The 24,440-nt window shown below is 37.9% G+C and carries 23 protein-coding genes; 5 read left to right on the top strand and 18 right to left on the bottom strand.

All coding sequences use genetic code 11. The features are described from left to right. Positions 1-176: 176 nt before the first annotated feature. From ACIQ7N_RS13995 to ACIQ7N_RS13955, 9 genes are all read right to left on the bottom strand, one after another. Positions 177-3,257 carry an AAA family ATPase gene (locus ACIQ7N_RS13995; protein WP_402933007.1) on the bottom strand — a complete coding sequence of 1,027 codons (3,081 nt, stop codon included), beginning with the start codon at positions 3,255-3,257 and terminating at the stop codon, positions 177-179. After that, positions 3,254-4,411 (bottom strand): exonuclease SbcCD subunit D, encoded by a 1,158-nt coding sequence (locus ACIQ7N_RS13990; RefSeq protein WP_402933004.1) that lies wholly within the window; start codon positions 4,409-4,411, stop codon positions 3,254-3,256. The genes ACIQ7N_RS13995 and ACIQ7N_RS13990 overlap by 4 nt, the downstream gene beginning before the upstream one ends. 298 nt (positions 4,412-4,709) lie before the next feature. Further along, a complete protein-coding gene (locus ACIQ7N_RS13985; protein ID WP_402933001.1) occupies positions 4,710-5,648 on the bottom strand; it encodes an SGNH/GDSL hydrolase family protein in 939 nt (312 codons plus the stop codon). 22 nt (positions 5,649-5,670) lie between these two features. Next, positions 5,671-6,900, bottom strand: a complete 1,230-nt coding sequence (locus tag ACIQ7N_RS13980) for an aminopeptidase (protein ID WP_402932999.1) — start codon at positions 6,898-6,900, stop codon at positions 5,671-5,673. 1 nt (position 6,901) lies between these two features. Further along, entirely contained in the window at positions 6,902-8,050 is a 1,149-nt protein-coding gene (locus ACIQ7N_RS13975) for a DEAD/DEAH box helicase (protein WP_142510132.1), read from the bottom strand. A gap of 249 nt (positions 8,051-8,299) precedes the next feature. Continuing rightward, positions 8,300-9,001: a cysteate racemase gene (cuyB, locus tag ACIQ7N_RS13970; RefSeq protein ID WP_132363400.1), complete on the bottom strand. Its 702-nt coding sequence runs from the start codon at positions 8,999-9,001 to the stop codon at positions 8,300-8,302. Next, positions 9,001-10,230: a carboxylate--amine ligase gene (locus ACIQ7N_RS13965; protein ID WP_402932995.1), complete on the bottom strand. Its 1,230-nt coding sequence runs from the start codon at positions 10,228-10,230 to the stop codon at positions 9,001-9,003. Before ACIQ7N_RS13965 ends, cuyB begins: the two co-directional genes overlap by 1 nt. A gap of 120 nt (positions 10,231-10,350) precedes the next feature. Then, the gene (locus ACIQ7N_RS13960) at positions 10,351-11,340 is read right to left on the bottom strand and encodes a C39 family peptidase (protein WP_402932992.1); all 990 of its coding nucleotides are present in this window, start codon (positions 11,338-11,340) and stop codon (positions 10,351-10,353) included. Positions 11,341-11,738: 398 nt separating this feature from the next. Beyond that, complete coding sequence (locus tag ACIQ7N_RS13955; RefSeq protein ID WP_402932990.1) at positions 11,739-13,235, bottom strand: class I adenylate-forming enzyme family protein; 1,497 nt, start codon at positions 13,233-13,235, stop codon at positions 11,739-11,741. Between the two features lie 571 nt (positions 13,236-13,806). On the opposite strand from ACIQ7N_RS13955, the gene ACIQ7N_RS13950 reads away from it, so the two are divergent. Continuing rightward, positions 13,807-14,403, top strand: coding sequence for a metallophosphoesterase family protein (locus tag ACIQ7N_RS13950; RefSeq protein ID WP_402932987.1), 597 nt, complete (start codon positions 13,807-13,809; stop codon positions 14,401-14,403). Positions 14,404-14,515: 112 nt separating this feature from the next. Here the strand turns inward: ACIQ7N_RS13950 and ACIQ7N_RS13945 are convergent, their stop codons facing one another. The 5 genes from ACIQ7N_RS13945 to ACIQ7N_RS13925 form a co-directional block, all read right to left on the bottom strand. Beyond that, positions 14,516-15,097, bottom strand: coding sequence for a DUF305 domain-containing protein (locus tag ACIQ7N_RS13945; protein ID WP_132363408.1), 582 nt, complete (start codon positions 15,095-15,097; stop codon positions 14,516-14,518). Positions 15,098-15,411: 314 nt separating this feature from the next. After that, complete coding sequence (locus tag ACIQ7N_RS13940) at positions 15,412-15,582, bottom strand: cysteine-rich CWC family protein (protein WP_402932983.1); 171 nt, start codon at positions 15,580-15,582, stop codon at positions 15,412-15,414. A gap of 118 nt (positions 15,583-15,700) precedes the next feature. Beyond that, positions 15,701-15,898, bottom strand: coding sequence for a gamma-type small acid-soluble spore protein (locus tag ACIQ7N_RS13935; RefSeq protein WP_132363412.1), 198 nt, complete (start codon positions 15,896-15,898; stop codon positions 15,701-15,703). Positions 15,899-15,913: 15 nt separating this feature from the next. Next, complete coding sequence (locus tag ACIQ7N_RS13930) at positions 15,914-16,126, bottom strand: hypothetical protein (RefSeq protein ID WP_132363508.1); 213 nt, start codon at positions 16,124-16,126, stop codon at positions 15,914-15,916. Positions 16,127-16,170: 44 nt separating this feature from the next. Beyond that, positions 16,171-16,404 (bottom strand): hypothetical protein, encoded by a 234-nt coding sequence (locus tag ACIQ7N_RS13925; protein ID WP_142510125.1) that lies wholly within the window; start codon positions 16,402-16,404, stop codon positions 16,171-16,173. Between the two features lie 148 nt (positions 16,405-16,552). On the opposite strand from ACIQ7N_RS13925, the gene ACIQ7N_RS13920 reads away from it, so the two are divergent. Continuing rightward, complete coding sequence (locus tag ACIQ7N_RS13920) at positions 16,553-17,047, top strand: L,D-transpeptidase family protein (protein ID WP_132363416.1); 495 nt, start codon at positions 16,553-16,555, stop codon at positions 17,045-17,047. A 310-nt stretch (positions 17,048-17,357) separates the two neighbouring features. Here ACIQ7N_RS13920 and ACIQ7N_RS13915 read toward each other — a convergent pair whose 3' ends face one another. Next, entirely contained in the window at positions 17,358-18,122 is a 765-nt protein-coding gene (locus tag ACIQ7N_RS13915) for a DUF2935 domain-containing protein (RefSeq protein ID WP_132363418.1), read from the bottom strand. Between the two features lie 170 nt (positions 18,123-18,292). Between ACIQ7N_RS13915 and ACIQ7N_RS13910 the strand changes: the two genes are divergently transcribed. Continuing rightward, positions 18,293-19,966 (top strand): ribonuclease J, encoded by a 1,674-nt coding sequence (locus ACIQ7N_RS13910; RefSeq protein ID WP_402932978.1) that lies wholly within the window; start codon positions 18,293-18,295, stop codon positions 19,964-19,966. A gap of 183 nt (positions 19,967-20,149) precedes the next feature. On the opposite strand, the gene ACIQ7N_RS13905 is transcribed toward ACIQ7N_RS13910, so the two are convergent. Continuing rightward, positions 20,150-20,782, bottom strand: a complete 633-nt coding sequence (locus tag ACIQ7N_RS13905) for a restriction endonuclease subunit S (RefSeq protein ID WP_402932976.1) — start codon at positions 20,780-20,782, stop codon at positions 20,150-20,152. A gap of 193 nt (positions 20,783-20,975) precedes the next feature. Here ACIQ7N_RS13905 and ACIQ7N_RS13900 point away from each other — a divergent pair, with 193 nt between their 5' ends. Continuing rightward, positions 20,976-21,365 (top strand): helix-turn-helix domain-containing protein, encoded by a 390-nt coding sequence (locus ACIQ7N_RS13900; RefSeq protein ID WP_132363424.1) that lies wholly within the window; start codon positions 20,976-20,978, stop codon positions 21,363-21,365. A 120-nt stretch (positions 21,366-21,485) separates the two neighbouring features. Here ACIQ7N_RS13900 and ACIQ7N_RS13895 read toward each other — a convergent pair whose 3' ends face one another. After that, on the bottom strand, positions 21,486-22,361 hold the full coding sequence (locus ACIQ7N_RS13895; RefSeq protein ID WP_402932973.1) for a radical SAM/SPASM domain-containing protein: 876 nt from the start codon (positions 22,359-22,361) through the stop codon (positions 21,486-21,488). Positions 22,362-22,547: 186 nt separating this feature from the next. On the opposite strand from ACIQ7N_RS13895, the gene ACIQ7N_RS13890 reads away from it, so the two are divergent. Then, entirely contained in the window at positions 22,548-22,712 is a 165-nt protein-coding gene (locus ACIQ7N_RS13890; protein ID WP_402932970.1) for a hypothetical protein, read from the top strand. 301 nt (positions 22,713-23,013) lie between these two features. Here the strand turns inward: ACIQ7N_RS13890 and ACIQ7N_RS13885 are convergent, their stop codons facing one another. Further along, positions 23,014-24,411: a SpoVR family protein gene (locus ACIQ7N_RS13885; protein WP_402933085.1), complete on the bottom strand. Its 1,398-nt coding sequence runs from the start codon at positions 24,409-24,411 to the stop codon at positions 23,014-23,016. Positions 24,412-24,440 lie beyond the last annotated feature (29 nt).

Genomic DNA, 24,440 nt, shown 5'->3' with positions numbered 1-24,440 from the left:
AGGAGCTGTTATTTTGTGAAAGTATCTAAAGTTGTTAAAACCGCTGTAAAATTAGCACCTATCGTTATCCCCATTGTCAAAAAAGTAATCGCTGCAAAAAAAGGAACAAATCCTAACGTAACTAAAAAAAAATAACAACAAGGCGTATTTCCAACAAATAGAAATACGCCTCTTTGTTATTTCACTTCAAAATATGTTTGACTATGACCGTTCATTGCTTTTTCAACATGCAACACTGCAGGCATTGTAGCTTTTAACTCCGCAACATGAGAAATGACTCCAATCATCCGTCCGGAATCTTGTAAATCAATAAGCGTATCAATCGCCTTATTTAATGCTTCTTCATCGAGAGAACCGAAGCCCTCATCAATAAACATCGTTTCAATACGGATATTACCTTGAAAGCTTTGAATGACATCTGCCATCCCAAGGGCAAGACTTAAAGACGCATTAAACTTTTCTCCCCCTGATAATGTTTTGACATCTCGTAATTGATCTGTATAAGCATCATACACATCGAGTCCTAGCCCACTTTGCTTGGCATGCTTTTCTAAACGATCTGAACGTCGTAGCTCAAATTGACCGTTGGATAAATGATAAAGTCGAACATTTGCCGCCTCTGTAATTTTATCTAAATAATTGATTTGAATATAACGCTCAAAAGACAGCTTTTTCACATTCTGTCCATTTAACATTGCATAGAGCTCCTTTACTCGCCCCGCTTCTTTCTCAAGTAAATGAATCTCCTGTTCGGTCTCCTCAGCCTTTTTGATAAAGTTTGCACAAGCCTTCGCAAATCCTTCCATTTGTTGCAATACTTTAAAAGCTTCCTCATATGTGACACGAAGCATCTCTAACTTTTCTTCCATGGTCGTTAAATCTTGCTTCTCTTGCCCTTTAAGATGCTTCTCTCCCTCAGTAATTTGTACTTGTAATGTGTGGATTTGTAGTGCATATTCATGGCAAGATTTCCGTAAAGCTTCTATTTGCAACGCGCTACGCTTCCCAGCAGCAAATTCATCATAGCTTTCAAAGCCTGCTTCCTTCATACTCACTGAAAATTGCTCGCGCTTTTCATCCATTTTCAGCTTTAATTCCTCAAAAGCCTGTTTCGCTATTTCTGCGGTCATTCTAGCATTATTTGCGGCTTCCTTGGCAGATTGCAAACTTTGCTGGCTACTATTCCACGCAGTTTGTAATGCAAGCTTTTGTGATCCTATATGAGCGATGGCCTGTTGCAATGCTTGTAGCGTCGTAAGATTTTCTGGAATATGCTTTTGCTGCTCTTCCACAATTGCTTGTTGTTTCGTCAATTCCTTCGTCTTCTCAACTAAATATTGCTCAAGTTTTATTTGCTTTTCTTGTAGCTGCTCCATTCGCGTACGATGATCCTTTTGTTGCATACGTACATCAGATAATTGATGGCTCACTACTTTTAAGATTGTTATTTGTTGCTCTACGTTTTGCAACGAAGCTACAATTTGTGCTTGATTCGATTGATTAATCGCATTCGTCTCTAACTGTTCTAGCGCCTCTTGTAGAAGATGCTTTGTAGAATTCAATACAGCTTCTTTCTCTAAAAACTTGCGCTCATCAGTACTAGCCTTTCCTCGTAAAGCCTCCACCTCTGCTAATTCAATCATCTCTAATAGCTCACGATGTGTTTCGAGGTGTGTTGTACTACCACACACTGGACAAGGCTCTCCGTCCTTGAGTTGCTGTGCTAAAATACTTGCCTGACTCGCAATCCATTGTTGCTCCAGTTTTTGAAGAGCCTGCTTACTTTCTTGATAATGGCTATTAGCAGTGGCTACATCCTGCTCCACCGTTGCAACTGCTCTCGTGTATTTTTCAACTTGCGCTAGTAATGATACTTGCTCTTTTAACTTAGGTAGCTGTTCTAAATAACTTTCATATGGCTTAAGTTGTTTTTCATATTGTTCAATTGTTTTTGTTAACTGCTGAACTTGCATTTGTTCTGTTTCTACGATTTTACTATTATCGTCTACTGCTAGCTTGGCTGTTGCAACATATTGTTCAGCTATTTGCAGCTGCTGCAGATTATTCTCATACGTCTCGAACGTCGGTAATAATGCCTGTAGCTGTAATTCCTGTTGTAAAACTTGTTGACGCTCAGGTTCTTTCGCCTCTTCAACGTTAAACTTTTCCTGCGCTATTTTTAACTGAGCTTCTGCATTTTTCTGCTCTGTCATTGCTTGCTGATAGGATTGTTCTTTACGATTTTGCTCAGCACGTAAATCGATACATTGTTGCTCAAGTATGACAAGACGCTCTGCTTTTTCTGCTAATGCAATTTCGCGTTCTTTTGCGCTATATATATCTTGTTCTTGTAGCAATGCTTGTAGGCGATTTTGACGATTAGTTTGCTCATCAAATTGCTCATTCAATGTTTTCGCTCTGCTGTAAAATTCCTGCTCTTTTTGATGATGCGCATAAGCCTCTTTATAGCGTTGCAGTTCCAATTGTATACATTCCGTATAATAGGTTTGCTCCTCTTCTAGAGCCTTCTTCAGCTGATGCATATTGTCAGTATTATTAGTAATGCAAGTAAATAAAGATGACGAACGCTGTGGTAAAGCACCTGCAATTTGGCCAAGAAGATGTTCCTTTAATTGTTGAGCATGCAGTAAATCACTTTCCGCCTCTTTTCGTTTCGCATCAAGTCTTTTTGTCATCGCACCAAAGCGATCTGTTTTAAAAATTTTGCGTAAAATAACTTCTTTATTTGTAGAATCTGAGGTTAACAGCTTGCGAAATTCACCTTGTGGTAGCATAACAATTTGACTAAACTGATCCTTTGTGAGGCCGATTATATCCTGTAGCTTTTTATCTACCTCAAGCGTTTGCTGCTTTTCTACAATATTATAATCAAGCGTGTTTCCTTTGATTTCAGCCAGTTCAATTTTCCTGCCAGTGACACTTTTATTCGTTGCTTTAATATGACCAGGCTGACGTAAAATTTGATAGACTCTATCATGCATTTCAAAAACGAGCTCCACTGCAGTATACACATCATCATCCGCAAACCCGCTTCGAAGCATAGCAGTATCCTGACGATCTTCACCGCTACCCGATCCGTAAAGTGCATAGCATATCGCATCAAAAATCGTCGTTTTCCCTGCGCCTGTTTTTCCGGAAATCGCAAATAGACGATGTTCACCAAGCTGTTGAAAATCAATAACCTCTGTATTTTTATATGGACCGAATGCAGTAATCGTTAACTTTAAAGGCTTCATTTTACTGTCTCCCGCTCCTCATCTAATAATTCTTGTAGCATCTCTGTAAATAGACGTTCGGTATCTTGATCTGGCTGTACGCCAATTATATCTGTAAAAAATGATCGGAATAAATCGATGTCTTCTATTTTCTCTGTCTCAACCGTCTGAATTTCATGTGATACGTCTTGGCGTGCTACTTTGCGCTCAACATGCATCGCATGAGGAAACACCGTACGGATACGTTCCATCGGCGAAGTTACTGACGTAGCATCTGTTAAACGTACAAATACATAATCATCACTAGGTGGTAATTGTAATAAATCATCCATTAAGCCCTCTACCACACGTAAATCCCGTCTCGCTATAAACTTACGTTTTGTGACAGTGACTTCCCCTTGTGCATCTAGCTCCACTATTAAAAAGCCCTTCTCATGTAAGTGCTCAGATAATGAGTACTTCAAAGGAGAACCGGCATAGCGAATCGTTTCATTCAACACAAAATGTGCTTTATGCAAATGGCCAAGTGCTGTGTAATGAAAAGGCTTAAACAACGCTGCATTTATGCAATCCGAGCCTCCGATTGATAAAGGCCGCTCAGAATCACTCGTGTTCGCTTCCTCTTCCCCATACTTCGTCACAAAGGCATGTCCTACAAAAACATTACGTTTTGTTGGATCTAAACTTTGTCCAATATGGTCGATAATTTTTTCCATCGCCTCTTGATGAGATCGAATGGAATCATCCTCTAGAATAGTCCGTACTGAAGCCGGCTCTGCATATGGTACAAGGTGAAAATGTACTTCACCATACTCATCATGGAGAACGATCGGCGCATGATCTTTCGTAAATTGGCCTTTAATATGTAATCCACTATCACTCATTAAACTACTGCCAAAGTTCAATCGACCTGCACTATCATGGTTCCCCGCAACCGCTAACACAGGGATTTTTTTATCAAGTACAATTTCCGCCAAAATATCATTTAGTAAATTCACTGCCTCAATAGGAGGCATCGAACGGTCATATAAATCACCTGCTATAACGATAACATCCGGTTTTTCCTCATCAATTTCTAGCATAAATTGCTGTAAAATATAATGTTGATCCTCCGTCATATAGACGCCTTGTACAAGCTTTCCTAAATGCCAATCTGCTGTATGAAATATTTTCATTCTTTGCGCCTCCTGTTTTTTTTATTTTATCACGGCTGATGGATTGATTGTTTTTCCTTTTATTAGTTTGATAAAGGTTCCTCATCATAACGTGGGGAACTAAGGGAGCGGGCTATCCGTCGCCCTGAGGGGTTCCTTCCATCGATTCGGCGATTCTTTCCGTCACTTTGGGGATTCTTTCCGTCGCTTCAGTTCTTTCCGTCGCCCGACTATTCTTTCCGTCGCCCGACTATTCTTTCCGTCGCTTATAATTTTATAAATATTTAACATAAAAAAGAGCATCACTGTCGATGCCCTGTTACAAATAGTTATGATTAAAACGTGTTGCTCTTACCTTCTCCATAAAAGCAGCGTATCCTGTAAAACCTTGAATGGCACGCGCAGTAGGTTTTGGCTTTTCATTTTCTTGCTCTTTTGCTTTTTGTTTCTGCTCTGCCTTTGCTAGTTGTTCTAAAATGTGCTCGAATGACATAGGGTTCGGCTTTGGCAATTCGTTTGAAGAAATGGCTAGTGCTTTATTTCCGCTATATTCATGTAAAAAAGCATTTGCCATTTGGCGATAGCCTTCAAAATTTGGATGGACGTCAGAGATATTGGGTAAAAACTTTGTAGCGTTTATCCCAAAAGCATTATAGACGTTTACATAAGCTGCTCCAGCATGCTCTGCCTGTTGCTGTAAAATCGTATTTAGCTTTACAAGCTGTGCATTTGTCCCTTCTTTTTGCGTAGCATGAGCGTTTGGATAAGCAAAATAATAGCCCATTACATAGACCTTTGCTTTAGGTGCTCGTACTTTTAACTCTTCTAAAATCTCCGCCATGTTTTTTCTGGCAATGTTTAATGAATAATCCGTTTGTAGCTGTGCAAAAGCTAACGTACCGGCAGTTGGATTGACCTGCACTAGACGCAGTAAATCGTTGGCACCTGCCGAAACAGTAATAAGTGTTGCATTAGCTAGTAAGTCACTTGCTTCTTCTGATTGTACTCGTTTCAAGACATCAGTTGTTGTAAAGCCTGGGAAAGCGAGCTCCTTTGTATAGAAGCTCAATTGCCCAGACATTCCTAACTTCATCGCAATTAAATCACTGTAGCCTGTATCAATTTGTTGGTAAGGTGTTTGACCAGCCGCCAAGGAATCTCCGATTGATAGGTAGTTTTCAGTCTGAGCAAAAGCAGATGAAACACCAAATACCATCGTGAATATTGCTGTACTCATTATGCTTAGTAATTGTTTCATCTGCCCAACTCCTTTCAAGAGCTTAAAATGCCCAGCTACCTTTACGGAAAATCGGCTCTACAGTTCCATCTGGTAAAATACCGTCTATGTCCATCTCACCGCTGCCAATCATAAAGTCCTCATGTGTTACTGAAATATTGGCACCTAGCGCTTCAAGCTGACCCTTTTCTAAATCTCTTCCACCCTCTAAGCAAGTTGGGTAAGCTTCACCAATTGCTAAATGGTTCGATGCATTTTCATCGAATAATGTATTAAAATATAAAATTCCCGATGCTGAAATTGGTGATTCATGCGGTACAAGTGCTACCTCACCTAAATAGCAAGAGCCTTCATCTACATTAATAAGCTCCTGTAATAAATCATGGCCTTCCTGTGCTTCAGCCTTAACAATTTTTCCTTCTTCAAACGTTAGTTTAAAGCCATCGATAATATTCCCTTGATAAACTAATGGTTTTGTATTGCTGACATAGCCATTTACACCTTGTTTCATTGGTAACGTATAAACCTCTTCTGTCGGCATATTAGCAATAAAGATAGTATCATCCGGCGTTTTACTACCCCCAGTAAGCCATTTATGCTGTGGCGCTAAGGCAATTGTTAAGTCAGTACCTGGTGCTGTATAGTGAAGTTTCGCATATTTTTTATTGTTCAGTAGGGCCGCGCGAGATTCTAAATTTGTTACATGTTCACGCCATTTTTCCACAGCATTGCCTTCACCGATACGAACAGTTTTAAAAATAGCATCCCATAATGCTGGTACTTGTTCCTTAGCCGCTAAGTTTGGGAATACCTTCGATGCCCACTTTGGTGAAGGGACAGCAACGATTGACCAAGCTATTAAATCTTTCATTACGGCGTTACGATAGTTTTTCAGAGCAGCTCCCGATACCTTTTGATGAGTAGCAAGCCGCTCTGCTGAAATACCTGCTAATTTATCAGGGTCTGCAGCATCAATCAATAAGAATGCCCCTTTACGTTCGATTACCTCATCACGCATTTTAACTACCCATTCTGGGAAACGATTAAATTCTTCTTCTGAAGCATGCTCAAAGTAAGCACGATCCATTTCATCATCTGAAAAATTAACATGAACACGTCCTGCACCAGCTTTATAAGCCTCTTTTACGACTAAACGGGCGAAATCTAAGGCATCCACAGATGTATTAACTAATAAGTATTGCCCAGGTTGAATATTGACACCGACTTTTACCGCAAGTTCTGCATATGCTTGTAATTTTTCTTCAAACGTCATATTATTTACCTCGCTTCTGTCCAATTGTTTTTGAATTACCCTCCACTAGCTTGCCTTCATGCCATATTTTCTGTACAGGTTTCGCAGAAATTTCTCTTGTCCATTTTTTGTACGTTTTCTCATCACGATAAGATAATAACGTTAATACTTCACCATCTGCTCCAGCACGACCTGTACGTCCAGAACGATGCAAATACTGCTCAATTGTTCTCGGTACATCAACATGAATAACATGTGTTAAACCTTCAATATCTAAACCGCGTGCAGCAATATCTGTAGCGATTAAAATACGCGCGTCACCTTTACGGAATGCATCTAACGCCTTTTTACGTTCTTCTTTCTTCATGTCAGAATGTAATGTCACAATCGGTGCCGAACGATATTGTAATTTCGTTTCTTTCATTAGCAATTGATCGATATTGTTGACGAAAGCAAGTGCACGTAATCCTTCTGTATGTGATAGTCGACGTAGGAAATCAGTTTTATCTCGTTCCTCTACTTTCACGAAAGAGTGTACAACTTTACCAACCTTTAACATATCCTCAGGTTTAATTTTAAAGCGTACTGGCTCAAACATCATACGACTAGCCACTAATTCAATTTCCTCCGTAATTGTTGCTGAAACAACAACTACTTGTCGCCCATATGCTGACCCTTCGATAAAAGATTTTACGACAACACGATATTCACGACTTAGTAACTGATCGCACTCGTCTAAAATAACTGTTTCAATTTCTTTTAACTTTAGTTTTCCAGCACGCGCTAATTCATTTAATCGGCCAGGTGTACCTACAACGATCGTCGGTTTTTTCTTTAACTTTTCTATTTGACGTGCAGAGTTCGCACCACCAATTAGTTGTTGAACCGTAATATCAGAACCTGCTGTCCATTCGCGGATAACCTCTACAATTTGCATTGCTAGCTCCTGTGATGGCGCTACGATAAGTCCTTGTGTTTGTTTTTTTGAACCGTTTACTTTATTTAATAAAGGAAGTACATAAGCTAAAGTCTTCCCCGACCCTGTCGGCGACTCGGCAACAATATCTTTGCCCTCAAGCATTGCTGGAATCATTTCCTCTTGAATTTTCATCGGCTCTTCAAATTTCCATTTTGCTTGTAAATCTTCATTTAATAAATTTATTACTGACATGTAATTTCCCACCTTCTATCTGCTTGACACTAGTTTAACACACTAATCATTTTCCTACTTCATATGTACGTAAACCTTTGTATAATCGTTTCAAAAATGGGGCTTTCTTAATCTCCCTACAGATAAAAAAATCTGCACGACTCATCACGGGATTTGCCAGCCTTCAAGCACTTTATAAACTTGAGATTTTTTGAAGGTTTACAACTTACCTGCGAAAAGTGTGCAGATTTTATTTGATTAATACGCTTGTTAATCTACAATTTCATAGCCACATGCTAATATAGCACGTTCTGCTAAAACGATTAATGAGTCGATATATTTGTCACTTAGTTTTAAATCTCGATTGACGATGGATAATTCAGTACATCCTAATACAATACGATCACAATTTAGTGCAAGCATTGCTTCTTCTATCGGCTGCCAATCCTCCCAAGAGACATCTTTTCCAGCCTTTACATAATCGTAAATAATAGACATGACTTTCTCTTTCATCACATCGTCTGGAACAACAGGTGTTATACCAAATTCCTCTAACGCATCTTGATACATGCGTGAGGTTAATGTACCCGTTGTCGCTAAAATCCCTACACGCTCTGCCCCTAAGTCAGAAGCGCGCTTTGCTGTTTCCCTTATCATATGTAAGACGGGAACTGGAGAACCTTCAACTATCTCATCGTAAAAGGTATGTGCCGTATTACATGGAATAGCAATCACATTTGCTCCAACAGAAGCAAGCTTTTTAGCATCTGCGACTATCACTGGTACGGGATTTTCTTTAGTACTATCTAAAATAAAGGCTGTACGATCAGGAATATTCGTATCATTATCAATGATTGTATGTAAATGCTCCTGATCTTTCGTTGCCTTCGTACGTCTTACAATCATTTCACCGATAAACATCGTTGCTAGTGGACCAACGCCACCAATTATACCTAAAGTTTGTTTTTTCATTAGTTCGACAGACCTTTGTTGTTAAAATATTTCTTATATTGGCGATAAAAGCTTAAATTATCTAGCGTTATATTTAACCAACGCTTCGCATTCATATCCTTATAATTAAAGATGGAATCCGTAGCCATCCCTTGGCGAATAAGACTTTTCGCTTCAATTACAAGCTGTTCATTTTGTACATATTTAAAGAGGACACCGTTCGGCACAATTGTCCAAAGATGCTTGTTCTGAACATATGTTAGCTGTTTTTTACTTCCGCGGATAAAATCATCCGCAACATATTGCATTAAATTATAGCCACTTGCTGTCACATAATAATTTGAAAGTTCATTATGTAATTCAATACTTAATAACTTATATTGACCGTCACGTTCATCGTACTTCATATCAAACGTGGCAAAGCCTTGGAATTGCATTTCCTCTAGAAACAGTTTTACGCGGTCCATTAAGTCTTTATCGTATGCTGTCATGATGGCTACATAGCGACCAATCCCCTCTGGGGAATGCTCCTCTAAAATTGGGTTACCTACAGATAATAGCTGTACCTTACTATCTTGCCCAACATAAGCATTTACGACGTACATATGAGCATCTTCGCCAGGAATATATTGCTGTACCATTAAATCATCTCGGTATGCCGATTCCTTATAAATGGCATGGAAAATAGCATCCTTTTCGTCGTTATCTTTGGCAATATACACTTTTTTCTTGCCTGGAAAAATACATGTAGCATACTTTGTCATATTCAAAGGTTTAATGACAACTGGGAATTCAAAAGGGATGACAAATTCCTCGTAATCATTGACGGTGCAAACATGCATTGCCGGATAGTGAAAGCCGAACTTCGCACAAAGTTCATACATGCTCTCACGTGTTAATAGCTCGTTTGCAAGGTTTGCATCCACATAAGGAATTACAAAATACTCTGCTAGCTCCGCTTTATGTTGTACGATTTTTTTTACGTAAAATTCATCGCAGGCTAATAACAGCAATTTTTTACCTGCAAATTCCTCTGCAATTGCCTTTAACGCAATGACAAAACGTTCTTCAATATGGAGTCTTGGAACTTCACGAAATATTAATAAATCACTCTGCTGTATTTTCTCCATATTCGTATGATTTAATGCAAGTGGTTTAACGCCATAGGACTCGTAAAATGCTCTTGCCATGCCGTAAGCATTCATTTCATCTCCTAATAAAACCGGTAAAAAAGCGTGCTCAATGGCCATTCTACTCAACTCACTTTAGCTTTTATTAGGCTCTCACATAACGTGGGGGCATCCCCAGTAACAAGCCTTTTTTACAAGTGTAACATACTTTCCTTGTACGCCTTATAACTCTTCTTTGAATCATTTATGAACGGCTACAGCTTGTTCACCTAACTCTTTATAGCTTTTAAAAAACTGATCCACATTATAAGTGACAAAGCCTTTTAATGGGTCCATAACAACAACTTTATCGCCTAAATGTCCGGTTAAAACAACAGCATGCAAGTTCATATACGCGGCATGCGGCACTTTTTCACCTTCATAGATCCAGCCCTTAGCTAGCTTTCTTTGGGGCTCTGATAAATCTAATGTAACCCAAGTTACAACAGGGACTCCCTCCCGAACAAGCTGTAAAATTTCGTCCTGCGAGGCACCACTCTTATTTGTCACCTGTAAGTTTGCCTGTTTATCTGCTATTATTGCCTCTGCGGCTTTGACAATCGGAGCTGCAAAGACATACATACCATGTGCTTTATCACGAGGATTTCCTGCAAAAGCCTGTGCCGGATTTGGACCAAATCGTTGTCCGTCTATAGTTCTAATTTTTTGCTTTGGTAAATAGTTATCAGCCATTTCCAGCTTCGTAACGTCTAGCCCATAATAATTTAATACAGCCGTTAATGATGTTATTTCACAGCCATGTGGTAGTTCAGGTTTTTGCATAACAACTGGTACATCCAGCTCTTGCTCGTCCCTTGAAAAATGTGTCTCCAATCGATAATACGGCTTTGTCGCATCATATGTTAAATTTTCAATTGTCGTATAGCCATCATTTTTCGTACTATTTTCAAGCGTAGTTGCAGCTATAGCATATTTCCGCCCCGCTATTAGTTTCGAAAATAGTGCTTCACCCTCTTCAGAGCCAACCGCATCCTCTACTACCTCACCTGACTCTACATCTGTAGCAGTAATATACAGGTTAGGTATGGGCGCACCACTATTAAACTCTACCGTTAACACAGTTAATCCTTTGTTTTGTATTTCCTGCTGCGAAAACGAATGGCAACCCGAAAGTAGCAGCATGATTATCATTAAACCTATTAGTAAAAGGCGTTTATCCCCCGTCCACAAGACAAATTCCGCTCCTATCTTGTTTGAAGACAATTACTTCAATTCTATTATTTCAATTTGTCGCAGACTCTATTATACGCTAATTTCATAGACGTTCCTATTTTTAACTTCTATTAGCGGTTGTCCAAACACTCTAAGAACGTCACGTCCTGTGGCAATTTATCTGTGCGAAAGCGAAGCGACAGCAACAACAACGACTGAGTAACCAATTTCATGCAGCCGCCGCTACGATAGCACTACGCTTTTGCGTCATAAACATCTGTTGGCCTAAAGCCTCGAACGCAATTGCGCACCAGGCCTAACCTATTTCCTCTACACAAAAGCATCTCTATATTGTGCGTCTGATTAAGGTATTACTTTGTTTGCTATTTTCATATTTTATCAAACTGTTTTACACGTTATGGCGTACTTACTCTTGGTCGTAATGTATGCTTCAAAACTTTCCCAGAAGCATTACGTGGTAACTCAGTTAAAAATTCAATTTCATGTGGCACTTTATACTTCGCGAGCTGAGTCCGACAATACGCCAATATCGCCTCTTCATCGGAAGACTTTCCTTCTTTCAATACGACAAATGCTTTCGGAACTTCGCCATATACTTCATGTGGAAAACCGACAACGGCTGCTTCTAAAATTTCTGGCAGTTGATATAAAACCTCTTCAACCTCGATAGGATAAATATTTTCGCCACCTCGAATGATCATATCTTTTTTACGATCAACAATATAGAGATAACCGTCTTCATCAAAACGCCCTAAATCTCCTGAATAGAGCCAACCATCTTTAATGGCTCTAGCTGTTTCTTCAGGATTACGTAAATAACCTTTCATAACTTGTGGTCCTTTGACACAAATTTCTCCTACCTCACCCGCTGGCACCGTTTCACCAAAGCTATCAACAACACGGACGTCCGTTTGGGCTAATGGTTTTCCCACTGATCCAATCTTTGTCAATGCATCGGCGTCTAAAAGAGAAGTGGTGGCAGGGGTATTTTCAGTTTGTCCGTACAGGTTTTGTACTTTCACATTAGGAAATGCCTCCTTCACTTGCTTAACAAGCTCATAAGGCATCGGTGCCGCTCCGTAACATAATAAACGTAAATTTTTAAATGTATGTTCCTTAAAGTTAGGTGTATTTAAAATAATTGTATACATTGACGGAACACCAAAGAAAATTGTTGAATCTGTAACAACTAACTGTTCTAATGTGTTAGTCGAAGAAAAAGCCTCTTCTATAACTATAGTACCGCCTTTATAAAACATCGGCATCGCAAATACATGAAGACCTGCGCAATGAAATAAAGGCGTACAAATAAACATTCTATCCTCATTGGTCATATCCATTGAGGACGACCATATGTCCGCAGTTGATACAATATTTTGATGAGTTAGCATTACTCCTTTCGGTTTACCCGTCGTCCCAGAAGTATACATAACAACACTAGTATCATGAGGCTCCAATTTGATAGCTTTTCTTTGACCTGGATAGTTTGTAATGACGCCTTTCATTACATCGAGCCCTACAATATATTGAAATGGATAGCCAATAGTTGCGAGTACATCCTCTAACCTTTCATCATAAATAAGTCCTTTAGCTTCTGAATGATTAAAAATAAATTCGACCTCTGGAGCTGCTAGTTTTGTATTAATGGGCATGACAACATAGCCTGCTAACTGAACACCGATATAAGCGATTAAAAATAAATCTGAGTTGAGCGTATATAATGCAATTACATCATCTTTTTTAAAACCTTGCTCTTGTAAGTATGCAGCGAATGTTTCGGCACTTTTATAAAATTCACTATAGGATAGCTTTGTCCCATCGTAAACTGTTGCAATCCCATTTGGTTGCTGCATAGCATATTTTTGTAGCATATCTGTCATTAACATCGTCATCATAAGCCCCCCAGATTATTAATATTCATGTCCTTCATAACATGTATAATTGTCTTGAAGATTCAGAAAATTACAATTATATTTTATCAATCTATGAAATTGTTGGCAATTTTTCTACACTTATTAGGCTCATTTTGTTAAATGCGGAAAAGTTGAATCGAGGGAGACAAATGACTCTTTGAGATTAGCAATTGGGGAATGCAGGCTAAATACATCGCGTCCTATGATAACGCCTTTGTGACCAATAGCTATTGCCCTAAGCGGCTCATCGGACGATTCTAGGAAAGCATACAGCTCAGAACGGGAATTAACTCGACGTTATGGTCATGTACCAACATATAATCCATATGTAACTAAATATATTTATACATTTTACTTTTCTATCAATTTCTGTTAGGTGTATGATATTTGTATAATGATTAACTTCTTTCAACAAGTGTCTTTTGAGCGAAAGTGTAGCTTTGTGAGATTACTTGTCAGTAGGTATCCACACATTTGCTGAAAGAAGTTAAAGCCCGGCAGATGTCACACAATTATGCCGAGGCATAATTAATGAAAGGCATGATTTAAAATGCTGTACGCACTTTTAGGAGATTTACATTCTAATATAGAAGATACTAAGGCGGTTCTAGCGCATATTAAGCAAACTGCGGAAGATGCAAAGGTATTGGGATTAGGTGATTTATACGAATGTACTGTAAGTAAGAAAAAGGCTCAAACAATGTCGGGTATACCGCTACAAAAAGCTGCAATAGTAGAAAATGATTTTGAAAATTTACTAACATTCCCCTCTATTCGTGGCAATCAGGAAGAGCGTATTACACGTGTAACTGGCATTGAACGATTTACACAGTTACCTGAAACTATGGAGATTGATGGTGCAACACTTATGCATGGACATCAATTTAAATGGAGTGTTACTTGGCAACCAACATTTCCGCCATTTACAAAATCGCTTCTTTTCTTCGGGCATAGTCATGAATCAGGTCTTTATCATCGCAATAAAAAGCTACCTATTCGTATTCGCTATGGCCAACCAATCGCATTACAAGAAAAGCAATACGGTATCAATGTTGGATCGGTTGTTGATCATCGAGAGTGGTGTCTTTACGATAGTAACAAACGAACAGTAACATTTATGCGCGCACCTTCTGTTGAGAATGCTTGATTATTTTTCATCAAGCGTTTGAGTTTTACTAAAAATACATCGTAGTCATAAAAAAACGCTAAAATCGACTTAGACTCTAGCGTTTTTTCACTTTGTAAATGTTCCGTTCAAACTAGCAATTCTCGCAATCCTTTAAGGCATCTAGTAATTTTTCCATTTCGCAAATACGATCGCACATAGTTTGAATCATATTTCGAAGGATTGGTATTAATTCTTGGCAAATACAGAACCTTAAAACGTTTTGCGCTAGTCGAACGCCCGCCTGATGGTGAACAATCATTGCTCGCAGAAAGTTTATATTAATATTATTGGAAACTGGCGGTAAACTCATTGCTTGGAACATAGCCGCAGTAATTTCCTTAAAAGCACACATATAATCGTACAATTCACATTCCGAATTTTGTACGATACAGCATCTATTTTGTATCGCTTCGAGGCATTCAACAGTCTCCGTACTTGTTGCTATTATTTCTAACGCGAGATTTTGTACAAGTATATTTGTCGTGTATCGCAAAACATTTTCCGACAATCTAATAGCAGCTACTTGATGCGGTAATATTTGCTTAATAAAATTATCTGAAATACTACATGTAATTGTCACATAGGTCATGCCCTGCATCATTTTATCGAGGATCCTTTGGTTTTCCTCTAAATAAACCTTTGTTACATTACTGAGTAAAACTGTTTTAGTCATTAGACACACTCCTTTCAGAGTAATATATGTCCGATAGGTTGTTGTGCGGTAGACAATTGTACCAACTGATCTCTATTGTTTTGTAACAGCATTAAAATATTTTTAACTTCTTTCTGCGAGTGTTTTCTGTAGTGACAGCGGCATTGTTTACCTGCGCGATAGCGAAGCGGCAGCGGCATTGTTTTTCTGCGCGATAGCGAAGCGGCAGCGCAATTATGTTGAGGCGAGGCATAATTGCTTGCACGAAGAACCAACAGAATCGTGGATAGAAGGACCGAAGTCGTGCATAGAACCAACTAAAATCGTGGATATGTTTAATCTTTTTTGTATGTATCCAGGCACTTTTGACAAATACATTGCTCTTTAGGTACTGCTTCAAGGATTTCTTTAGGGAAATTCTTTGTCATACACCAGCAATCCTTTTGCCCATTTACTACCCCACAATGATTATCTTGTCCACATAACGGGCAACGTTTTTCCTTCATTCGTACACCTCCATACATTTACTTTACATTGTAAAATAAAGTGAAGTTTTTATCAGTGATTTTTTCATCCTTACAAAATAAAAAGAGGAGTACTTTTTCATACTCCTCCCCAATTAGCTTATTGCTTTTTCCCATGAATCTGTTGCTTTACTTCTTCGACATCTGTATCACTATATATTTCCGTACCAGTCCCACCTCTTTGGGCTAGTAGCTTTTTCACTTCATTATAAGATAACCCACCTTCTGCATTTTTTCTTTTTACTTCATTAATATTTGTTCCAGCAGAAGTAAACTGAGCTTCATTATGATCAGCCATACAAATCCCTACCTTCTATAATTCATCCGGCTGCAATTCAATTAATTCATCGCCTTCTCGTTCTACTCTTTTATTGAGCTCTCTAACCGGTATAGGATCAACCGTTTGCATATCTTCGTGTAAATCGAAAAGACTTATATTATCAGAATCTACCATGTCTGGCTTATCCTTACTCGATAAGTTCATAAACATCTTTTTTTCATGTGGTATGTTTTTTTCTATGTCCATCATTACTCACTCCTTTACTTATAGCATGTGCAGTGTTGGACAAATTATGTGTCTTTCGTTTTCGAGCTTTTATCGATGCGATGATATTCAGATATTTGAATGACCCGAACATGTCTTGTATGCAGCTCATGATACATCCCTCTACTATCTGTAAAGGATATATATTGATCTCGTTCACTGCGAACTAATGCCTCTGCCTTTTCCTGTGATTCTATATGGATAAATCTCCTTACATAATGTAGTTCATCAAAAAAATAAGTAATTTTAAATTCTTTCATCTAGATCTCCTCGATTACTGGATATGGTTTGTTACTGCTTATCATGTCCAACTAACTGTAGTTGCTATCCTTATAAAAATATAAAGGTATTTTCTATTTCTTCGGCATAACCTGTATTAAAGCAACCACTTTATAGGAGGTGATGATTTTGATCCATACAGTTAGAGCAGGCGAAACCTTGTCCCAAATAGCGAGAAATTATCGTACGCCATTAGCGTCCATAATGGCTGCTAACCCAGGGCTAGATCCGAATGTACTTTATATAGGACAACAAATTGTTATACCTGGATTTCCTAATCCAAATACTATCCCTTATCGAATAGATATTTCTACTGAAAATCGATGGCTACGATTATATAAGGATAATGTTCTTCAAAAGCAATACCCAATAGCAGTCGGTAGGATGTTACATGATACACCTACTGGCCATTTTATAATCATTAATAAGGATCCAAATCCTGGTGGTCCGTTTGGGACAATGTGGATGAGTTTATCTAAAGAACATTACGGTATTCACGGAACTAATAATCCTAGCTCAATCGGTCATGCCGTTTCACGTGGCTGTATCCGCATGCATAATAAGGATGTCGAAGAGCTCGCCAGCATCGTTCCAATCGGTACTGGAGTTTTTATTCATCCATAAAAATCTGCCAGACTAAAAACATTCCTAGATTTATCGGAATGTTTTTTAGTTTTATCGGTACATTATGCTGATTTATCGGAATGTTTTTTAGTTTTATCGGTACATTATGCTGATTTATCGGAATAAAAAAAGCAACCTGAAACCTTCAGATTGCCATCATTTTATCAGCGATTTTTTGATGTTTATCAGCGATTTACCCGGTTTTATCAGCGATTCTTTGATGTTTATCAGCGATTTATCTGGTTTTATCAGCGATTCTTTGATGTTTATCAGCGATTTACTTAGTTTTATCAGCGATTCATCTTGCAAATTAACCTTCGCCTCTAGATTGTGCAAGCTTTGATAAATAGTATTGCTCCTCTCTTAGCATATGATCCGCCATTAGAGCTGTAAATGTACCTAATACTTCTGCACTTAACTCCATCTCCTCTAACTCCCGTAAAAAAGTTTTGAATAATCCCATTTCTATATCCACATCATGATTAAAGCGAGTTAATGCGGGGAATGAGTCTATATTTGAACGCAAATATCCTGTAAGCTCCACTGCCTTCAAATAAAATTGTTCAAAATGTTGAGCAAAGGTAGTACTTTTTTGCCTCAACCTTCTTTCTACACCATCCAGATCGTCATGAATGATACCTGCATGTCCTGATGCATCTAACAGCCAGAGTAAATGATGATGTAGCTCATGAAAGATTGGCGGGACTTCCCCCTTCTTCAGATAGCTAAGGACATTTTGATACTCCTCTAATTCATTCACCATATGATTAATAAAAGTAGGTGGTAGATGGATATTAATATTTCCCGTTAATTGCTTTCTAAGCAAATAAAATTTAAATTGCTTTAGTTGTTCTACAGCTTCATCGACTGTAAGTGAGAAGGACACCGCATTATTGGCATCTATCGAATTAACATAAGCAAGAAGCTGAGAAAATTTGAGAATAAATGCGCTCGCTCTTTTAATATCCTCTGTTTCCGATGGATACAAGGAATCATGAATAAATTGAGAATGATCTTTCAATATCCTTAACCAAAACCTATGTTCAAACACCGCATGTTGTAAGTAGTTCGACAACCAGTCATCCCCTTTATTCTTTACGTTCTTATATTCTATTCTTCATGAAAATCTAATATTAATGCTAAACCTAAAATTGTCTTTTCGTATAGGATGAAACGCTTAAAGCTATACTACTAATGCTGAATTTTCATTAAAGAAACATACTGAAAAATTAGGAGGGGATATGCTTGTCCACAAAAGACAATACATTATCGATTTTCGCCTTAGGAGGCATTAATGAGATTGGCAAAAATATGTATGTAGTACAGTACGGGAATGATATGTTAATTATCGACTGCGGCGCTAAATTTCCAGACGAAAGCCTACTAGGTATCGATTTAATAATTCCTGATATTACGTACCTACTGGAAAATAAGGAGAAAATCAAAGCATTAATTGTGACTCATGGACATGAGGATCATATCGGCGGTATCCCTTATCTGTTAAAAAAAATAAATGTCCCTATTTATGCAACACGTTTTACTCTTGGTTTAATCGAGCTAAAGCTGAAAGAACATAAGCTTTTAAGAGAGACTGAATTAATAGAAATTCGCTCCGATTCATCATTAAATTTCGGACAAGTTGATGTTGGTTTCTTTAGAACAAACCATAGTATACCTGATTGCTTAGGTATCGTTATAAATACACCCGAAGGAAATGTCGTACACACTGGAGATTTTAAATTTGATCTAACGCCTGTCAACAATCAGTTTGCAGATATTCATAAAATGTCCGAGATAGGATCAGAAGGGGTGCTAGTACTTATTTCTGAAAGTACGAATGCTGAACGACCTGGTTTAACTCCTTCAGAGAAGCTTGTCGGTGGTCATATAGAAGATGCATTTTTACATGCCGAGCGTAAAATTGTTATCTCTACTTTCGCTTCTAATGTTAATCGCATACAGCAAATTGTAGATGCAACGATTACGACAAATAGAAAGCTTGCCTTACTTGGTCGGAGTATGGTGAATGTTGTAGATGTTGCGCTTGAGCGAGGCTATTTAAACATTCCAGAGGATATGTTAATAGATGCTCGTGAAGTAAAATATCTTCCACCCGAGGAAGTTGTTGTGTTATGTACGGGAAGTCAAGGTGAGCCATTAGCTGCACTCTCTCGCTTAGCAAATGGAAATCATCGTGAAGTGAAAATTTTACCTGATGACACAGTTATATTAGCTTCATCCCCTATTCCTGGAAATGAAAAGGGTGTTTCACGGATTGTTGATAATTTATTCCAGCTAGGTGCAAAGGTTATTTATGGTTCGGCTAGTCATACAGGTATGCACGTTTCAGGTCATGGTTACCAGGAAGATTTAAAACTAATGCTGACGCTAATGAAGCCCAAATTTTTTATTCCGATTCATGGTGAATTCCGTATGTTACATCAGCACCGTTTGTTAGCTGAGTCCGTTGGTGTCAAAAGAGGGCATACGTTTATTATGAAAAACGGGGATGTTGTGGATATTGAACATGCAATGGCTAGGCAAACACGTAAAATCCCTTCAGGTGATACGTATGTCGACGGTATCGGTATTGGTGAAGTCGAAGGAATTGTTTTACGAGATCGCAAACAGCTATCAGAAGACGGCATGCTTGTTATCGTTATAACACTTAATAAAATAGATGGCACCTTCATTTCAGAACCGGATACAATTTCGCGAGGCTTTGTTTATGCCAAAGACTTTGAGGAGCTGTTAACGAAAGTAAATATTCTCGTCAAAGAAACGGTCAATGAGCTGCAGGAAGAAACTAAGCAGCCAATCCATGTCTTAAAAAGAGAAATGAAAAGAGCTGTCGGTCAATATCTATTTACACAAACAAAAAGAAAACCAATGATTTTACCAATAATTATCGAAATTTAACTCAGGCATATGTTTTATGTAACGGAAGCTGCAGATGTCTTTTGTATTAAAGCATAGCGACAGGTACACTTATACCTCGACATAATTGATAAAAGTCGGTGTGAAAGATGTTGACCTTTACACCGACTAAATTATTTTATCTAATTCCAGTGGAGATAAAGAACTGATTATTGTGCAATTTTATTAAAGCTCACCCTTAAAAATTTTATGTAGCATAACATCATAACGATGCTGAGCCTGATTAAACCCATGATGTAAACTTTTTGAGTGATTTTCAATTTGCATCGAGAAATTGTGAAAATTCTGTGGTAACACTTCTACAGCTGTCATTAAAGACTCTTTATTCTTTAATAAAAACTGAATCTTATTTAAAATTTGCACCATTTTTTGTTGGACAGCTAACATCGGGATATCTATAGGTATATCGTACAAATGATGCCATTCTTTATGAATTTGATACCATTTGAGAAAGTGTAATAAATAATCACTTAAAATAATTGTTTCATTTGGAATAATAGCGACGATATCATTTGCAATACACATTTCAGTTTCGCATTGATAAATATATTTATTTGCTTCCTTCAAATTAGCTTTCGTAAAAATGATGGTTTTAGCTGGTACTAGTGAACACTTTAAATGTTCTTTCAATGTAATATTAACTTTTGGTAATTGTTCAATATTACCATTTAGCATTAACTTTTTTAAATTTTCTGCTGTAATTAGGGGGACTCCGACGTTTGTAAAATACTTGTTCTTCGGTACTATTTTTCCCTCTTCTATTTTAGCAACTTCATCTAATCGATAACGCTTTACCATGCATGAATCCTCCAATCTCTAAAACAAGCTTCTAAGAATAAATCAACACCGTTTTACACATGGCTTTTCTCTCAATAAAAACTTACCATTAATCATTGTACCATTTTATTAGAACATTATCTCTATTATACCACTATAATGGTATAGGCATTTTTAATGTTTTTCACTAGCTTTTTACATAGAGGTGAATCATATGTCAGACTTTTTAAAGCTAGTAGGCGAACAACTCCGTATTATTAGGGTATCTAAAGGGCTTAGTCAGGAAGAAGTAGCAGAAAAAACGGGGAAACTAGGTTTTAGTAAAGGACGAATCTCAAACATTGAACACGGACAGTCTAATATCACATTAAGCACTTTAGAAACGCTAATGAAAGCATTAGATATTGCCCCTGAGGAGCTTTTTAATTTTCAAAAATTATCCGGTGTTACTGATATTGAAGAAAAGAATCTTATGCTTGATATACATCGATCAGTATTAAGGGAGCGCAATTTAGACGAAGTGAAATACGTAGTACGCATTACGAAGGATTTTTTAGATACTATTGATTCACAATCAAAGAAAAACAGCTCCAATAATCAATAACGTTGGAGCTGTTTGATGGCTAGCCAAAAATTATTTTTTCAACCAATATCATCCATTGGTGATGAACCTGTTTTAACCATATAAAAGATCCATTTAGTCTACAACCAAATGGATCTTTTTTTACATTCCAAACTTTTGACGATAGCCACATTTTCTGCATAGCTCTTCTACAGCTTCTCTACGTGAAAATCCGTCGACAATATTATTTGCCCGTTGTCCTTGAACAATGTCTGTAAAGGATTGCTCATTCACATTTCCCAAATTAATAACGCCCTCACCATCAAGACAGCAAGGCACTACTGTACCGTCCACTAAAATAGCGGCTTGGCTTCGTAGTGCATGGCAAAAGCCTTTGCCTTCATCCTCCGCTTCCAGTAAACTTGGCCACTTGAATTCATGATCCTGATTTAAATAAATATTATTAGCAATCTTTACACCTTTACCAGGCTGCACTTTTTCTTCGATGCGATAATCAAGATTATATTCATTTTCTAGAATTTCAAGCGTTTCACGATTTCTCCGTGCCGCAAGATCTGTTACATGATCCTTTTGTAAATTCCATAATCGATATGAAATAATCGTATTATAGTCTTTCGAAGCACGCACAAAATCTAATATATCCCCTAAATATTTCTCACGATTTTCCGATCCCTCATGACCGTCGAAACTATGCAAAGAAAAATTGATTTGGCGTAAGGCTGGTTTCCCTAGTATCTTTTCACGATTCTTTTTAATCAGTGTACCGTTCGTTGTAATGTTAACTTTAAAACCTTTCTCATGTGCTGCGTCAAGTAGCTGATCAATACGTGGGTGTAATAGTGGCTCTCCTTTTACATGCAAATAAATATATTTCGTATGAGGCCGTACTTCATCCAATATTTTATTAAATTGTTCTACTTTAATAAGTCCCTTTGCACGAGCAGTTGGTGGACAAAAGCTACATGCTAAATTACAGACACTCGTTATTTCTATATAAACCTTTTTAAATGTTCTCAACGTTATTTCACCGTTCCAGTTCTTCTTATATTCAAATCCTATTCATTTTATCAAATTTTACGATAAGGAACAGTTTTTCAGTCTCCATCCCCTCACATTATTTATACTTTTTAGGGCTACATGAACAAGTAAGCTAGAGAAAGATTAATAACATAATAGTAATGCTAAAATAAGGAGGTGAAAATTATGCCTGATAATGAACAATCAAAAGATCCATCTAAAAATCATATTACCATCCATCTTACTATTAATATTGGCAATAAAGAAATCCATTTTGAAAGAGCTGAAGGTGGAGGACAAATAAATAAGGATGTCGGTACTAAGGCCAACGAAGGCGGTCAAAATGCATAAATGGCAGTACTAGAAATACAAACCCCTAATTTGCTGATGGGAACGGCTGAAGCGGTATTGCTGGTGACAATAACGATGAAGCTTGCGGGCAACAAGGCATAAAAGTAAGAGACAGTAAAGTGAATCATAGTGAAAGTAGTGAAGATGAAAATAACAACGGAATAAAGTTTACCGCGCTCATCGAACGCCTCCAGGAAAACGCCTTGGTGGAACATAGGCGATGAACCTTGATTCTGGGCTGCAAAAAACTTCTATCTGCAGGGATATTTCATACCACAGATAGAAGTTTTTTCGTAATACCTCACACATTGCGTTTATAATTTTTTGTCCCATCATATGAATAAAGCATTGGCTTTCCATCCACATTTGTTTCTAGATGTACAGAACGACCCCATAGCTGATAAATATATGGCAAAACGTTTTCTAAATAGTGTGGATCGAGCTCCATCCCTTCATAGCCATGTACTAAATAGAGCTCTCCGTTTCGAAGGTAATCTCCATTTTTAACGACGATATATGGGAATCCCCCGTTTACACGCATCGATACAAGCTGATCTCGTACCATTTCATGCTCTTTATCTGTAATACGGTATTCACTGCCCTTTTTCTGGAACAAATATAGATCTTCTCGTTTCGCTAAATCCTTCGTTAAATAGTTACGGATAAAAGAGATATCAGATTCTATCTCTCTAACCTCAAACATTTTCTCTCGACCAGAGTTTGGCTGAACACCTCGCTTTCTCATCTCTTCCGTTGGATGATTATAGCGGTTCTCAATATCCTCAAAAATTTTCACACCAAGGTAATAAGGATTAATGGATGTTTTTGAAGGCTGCACAACACCTGCATTTAATTTCGCATATTCAATCGTTTCCGCTGTTGTTAGCTTAAGCTCACGCATGATGCGTTGATGCCAAAAGGAAGCCCAGCCCTCATTCATTATTTTTGTCTCTAATTGTGGCCAAAAATAAAGCATTTCCTCACGCATCATCGTTAATATATCTCGCTGCCAGTCCTCGAGCTCTCGACTATGCTCCTCTAAAAATAGCAATATATCTTTTTCTGGCTTTGGCGGGAAGTGCTTTATTTTTCGCCTTACCGATCTATACTCACTTTCCTTATCGTCTAAACGCCAAAGATCATCATACGGTGACTTTACTTGAGGATTTTCCTCTTCAAGGTCATCTTCGGTATCCCAAGACAATTTTGGTCGTAAAAGGGAAGGATCGATATGCTCCTGAATCGCTAAAACCGCATCTAGAAACTGTTCGACCTCTTCCTTTCCATATTCTCTTTCATAGCCAGCTATCCGTTCAGCTGTTGCAGTCATACTCTCCACCATATCTCTTCTAGTATTGGAGAAGCGTACATTATTTTTAAAGAAATCGCAGTGGGCCAATACATGCGCAATAATCAATTTATTTTGTGTTAACGTATTAGTATCAAGTAAAAATGCATAACAAGGGTTAGAGTTAATCACTAGCTCATAGATTTGACTTAGCCCTAAATCATATTGAAGCTTCATTTTGTGGAATTGTTTACCGAAGCTCCAATGTGAAAATCGAGTAGGCATACCATATGCGCCAAATGTATAAATAATATCTGCTGGACAAATTTCATAGCGCATTGGAAAGAAATCTAAGCCAAAGCTTGAGGCAATTTCTGTGATTTCATCAATTGCTCGTTCAAGCTCGTTCATCTCCACTTTTCCGCCTCCTCCTTAACATG

Origin of the sequence: Lysinibacillus sp. NPDC095746 (genome assembly GCF_044763535.1) — a bacterium.
In the GTDB taxonomy this organism is placed as follows: Bacteria; Bacillota; Bacilli; order Bacillales_A; family Planococcaceae; genus Lysinibacillus.
This window is presented reverse-complemented; position numbering and strand designations above follow the sequence as displayed.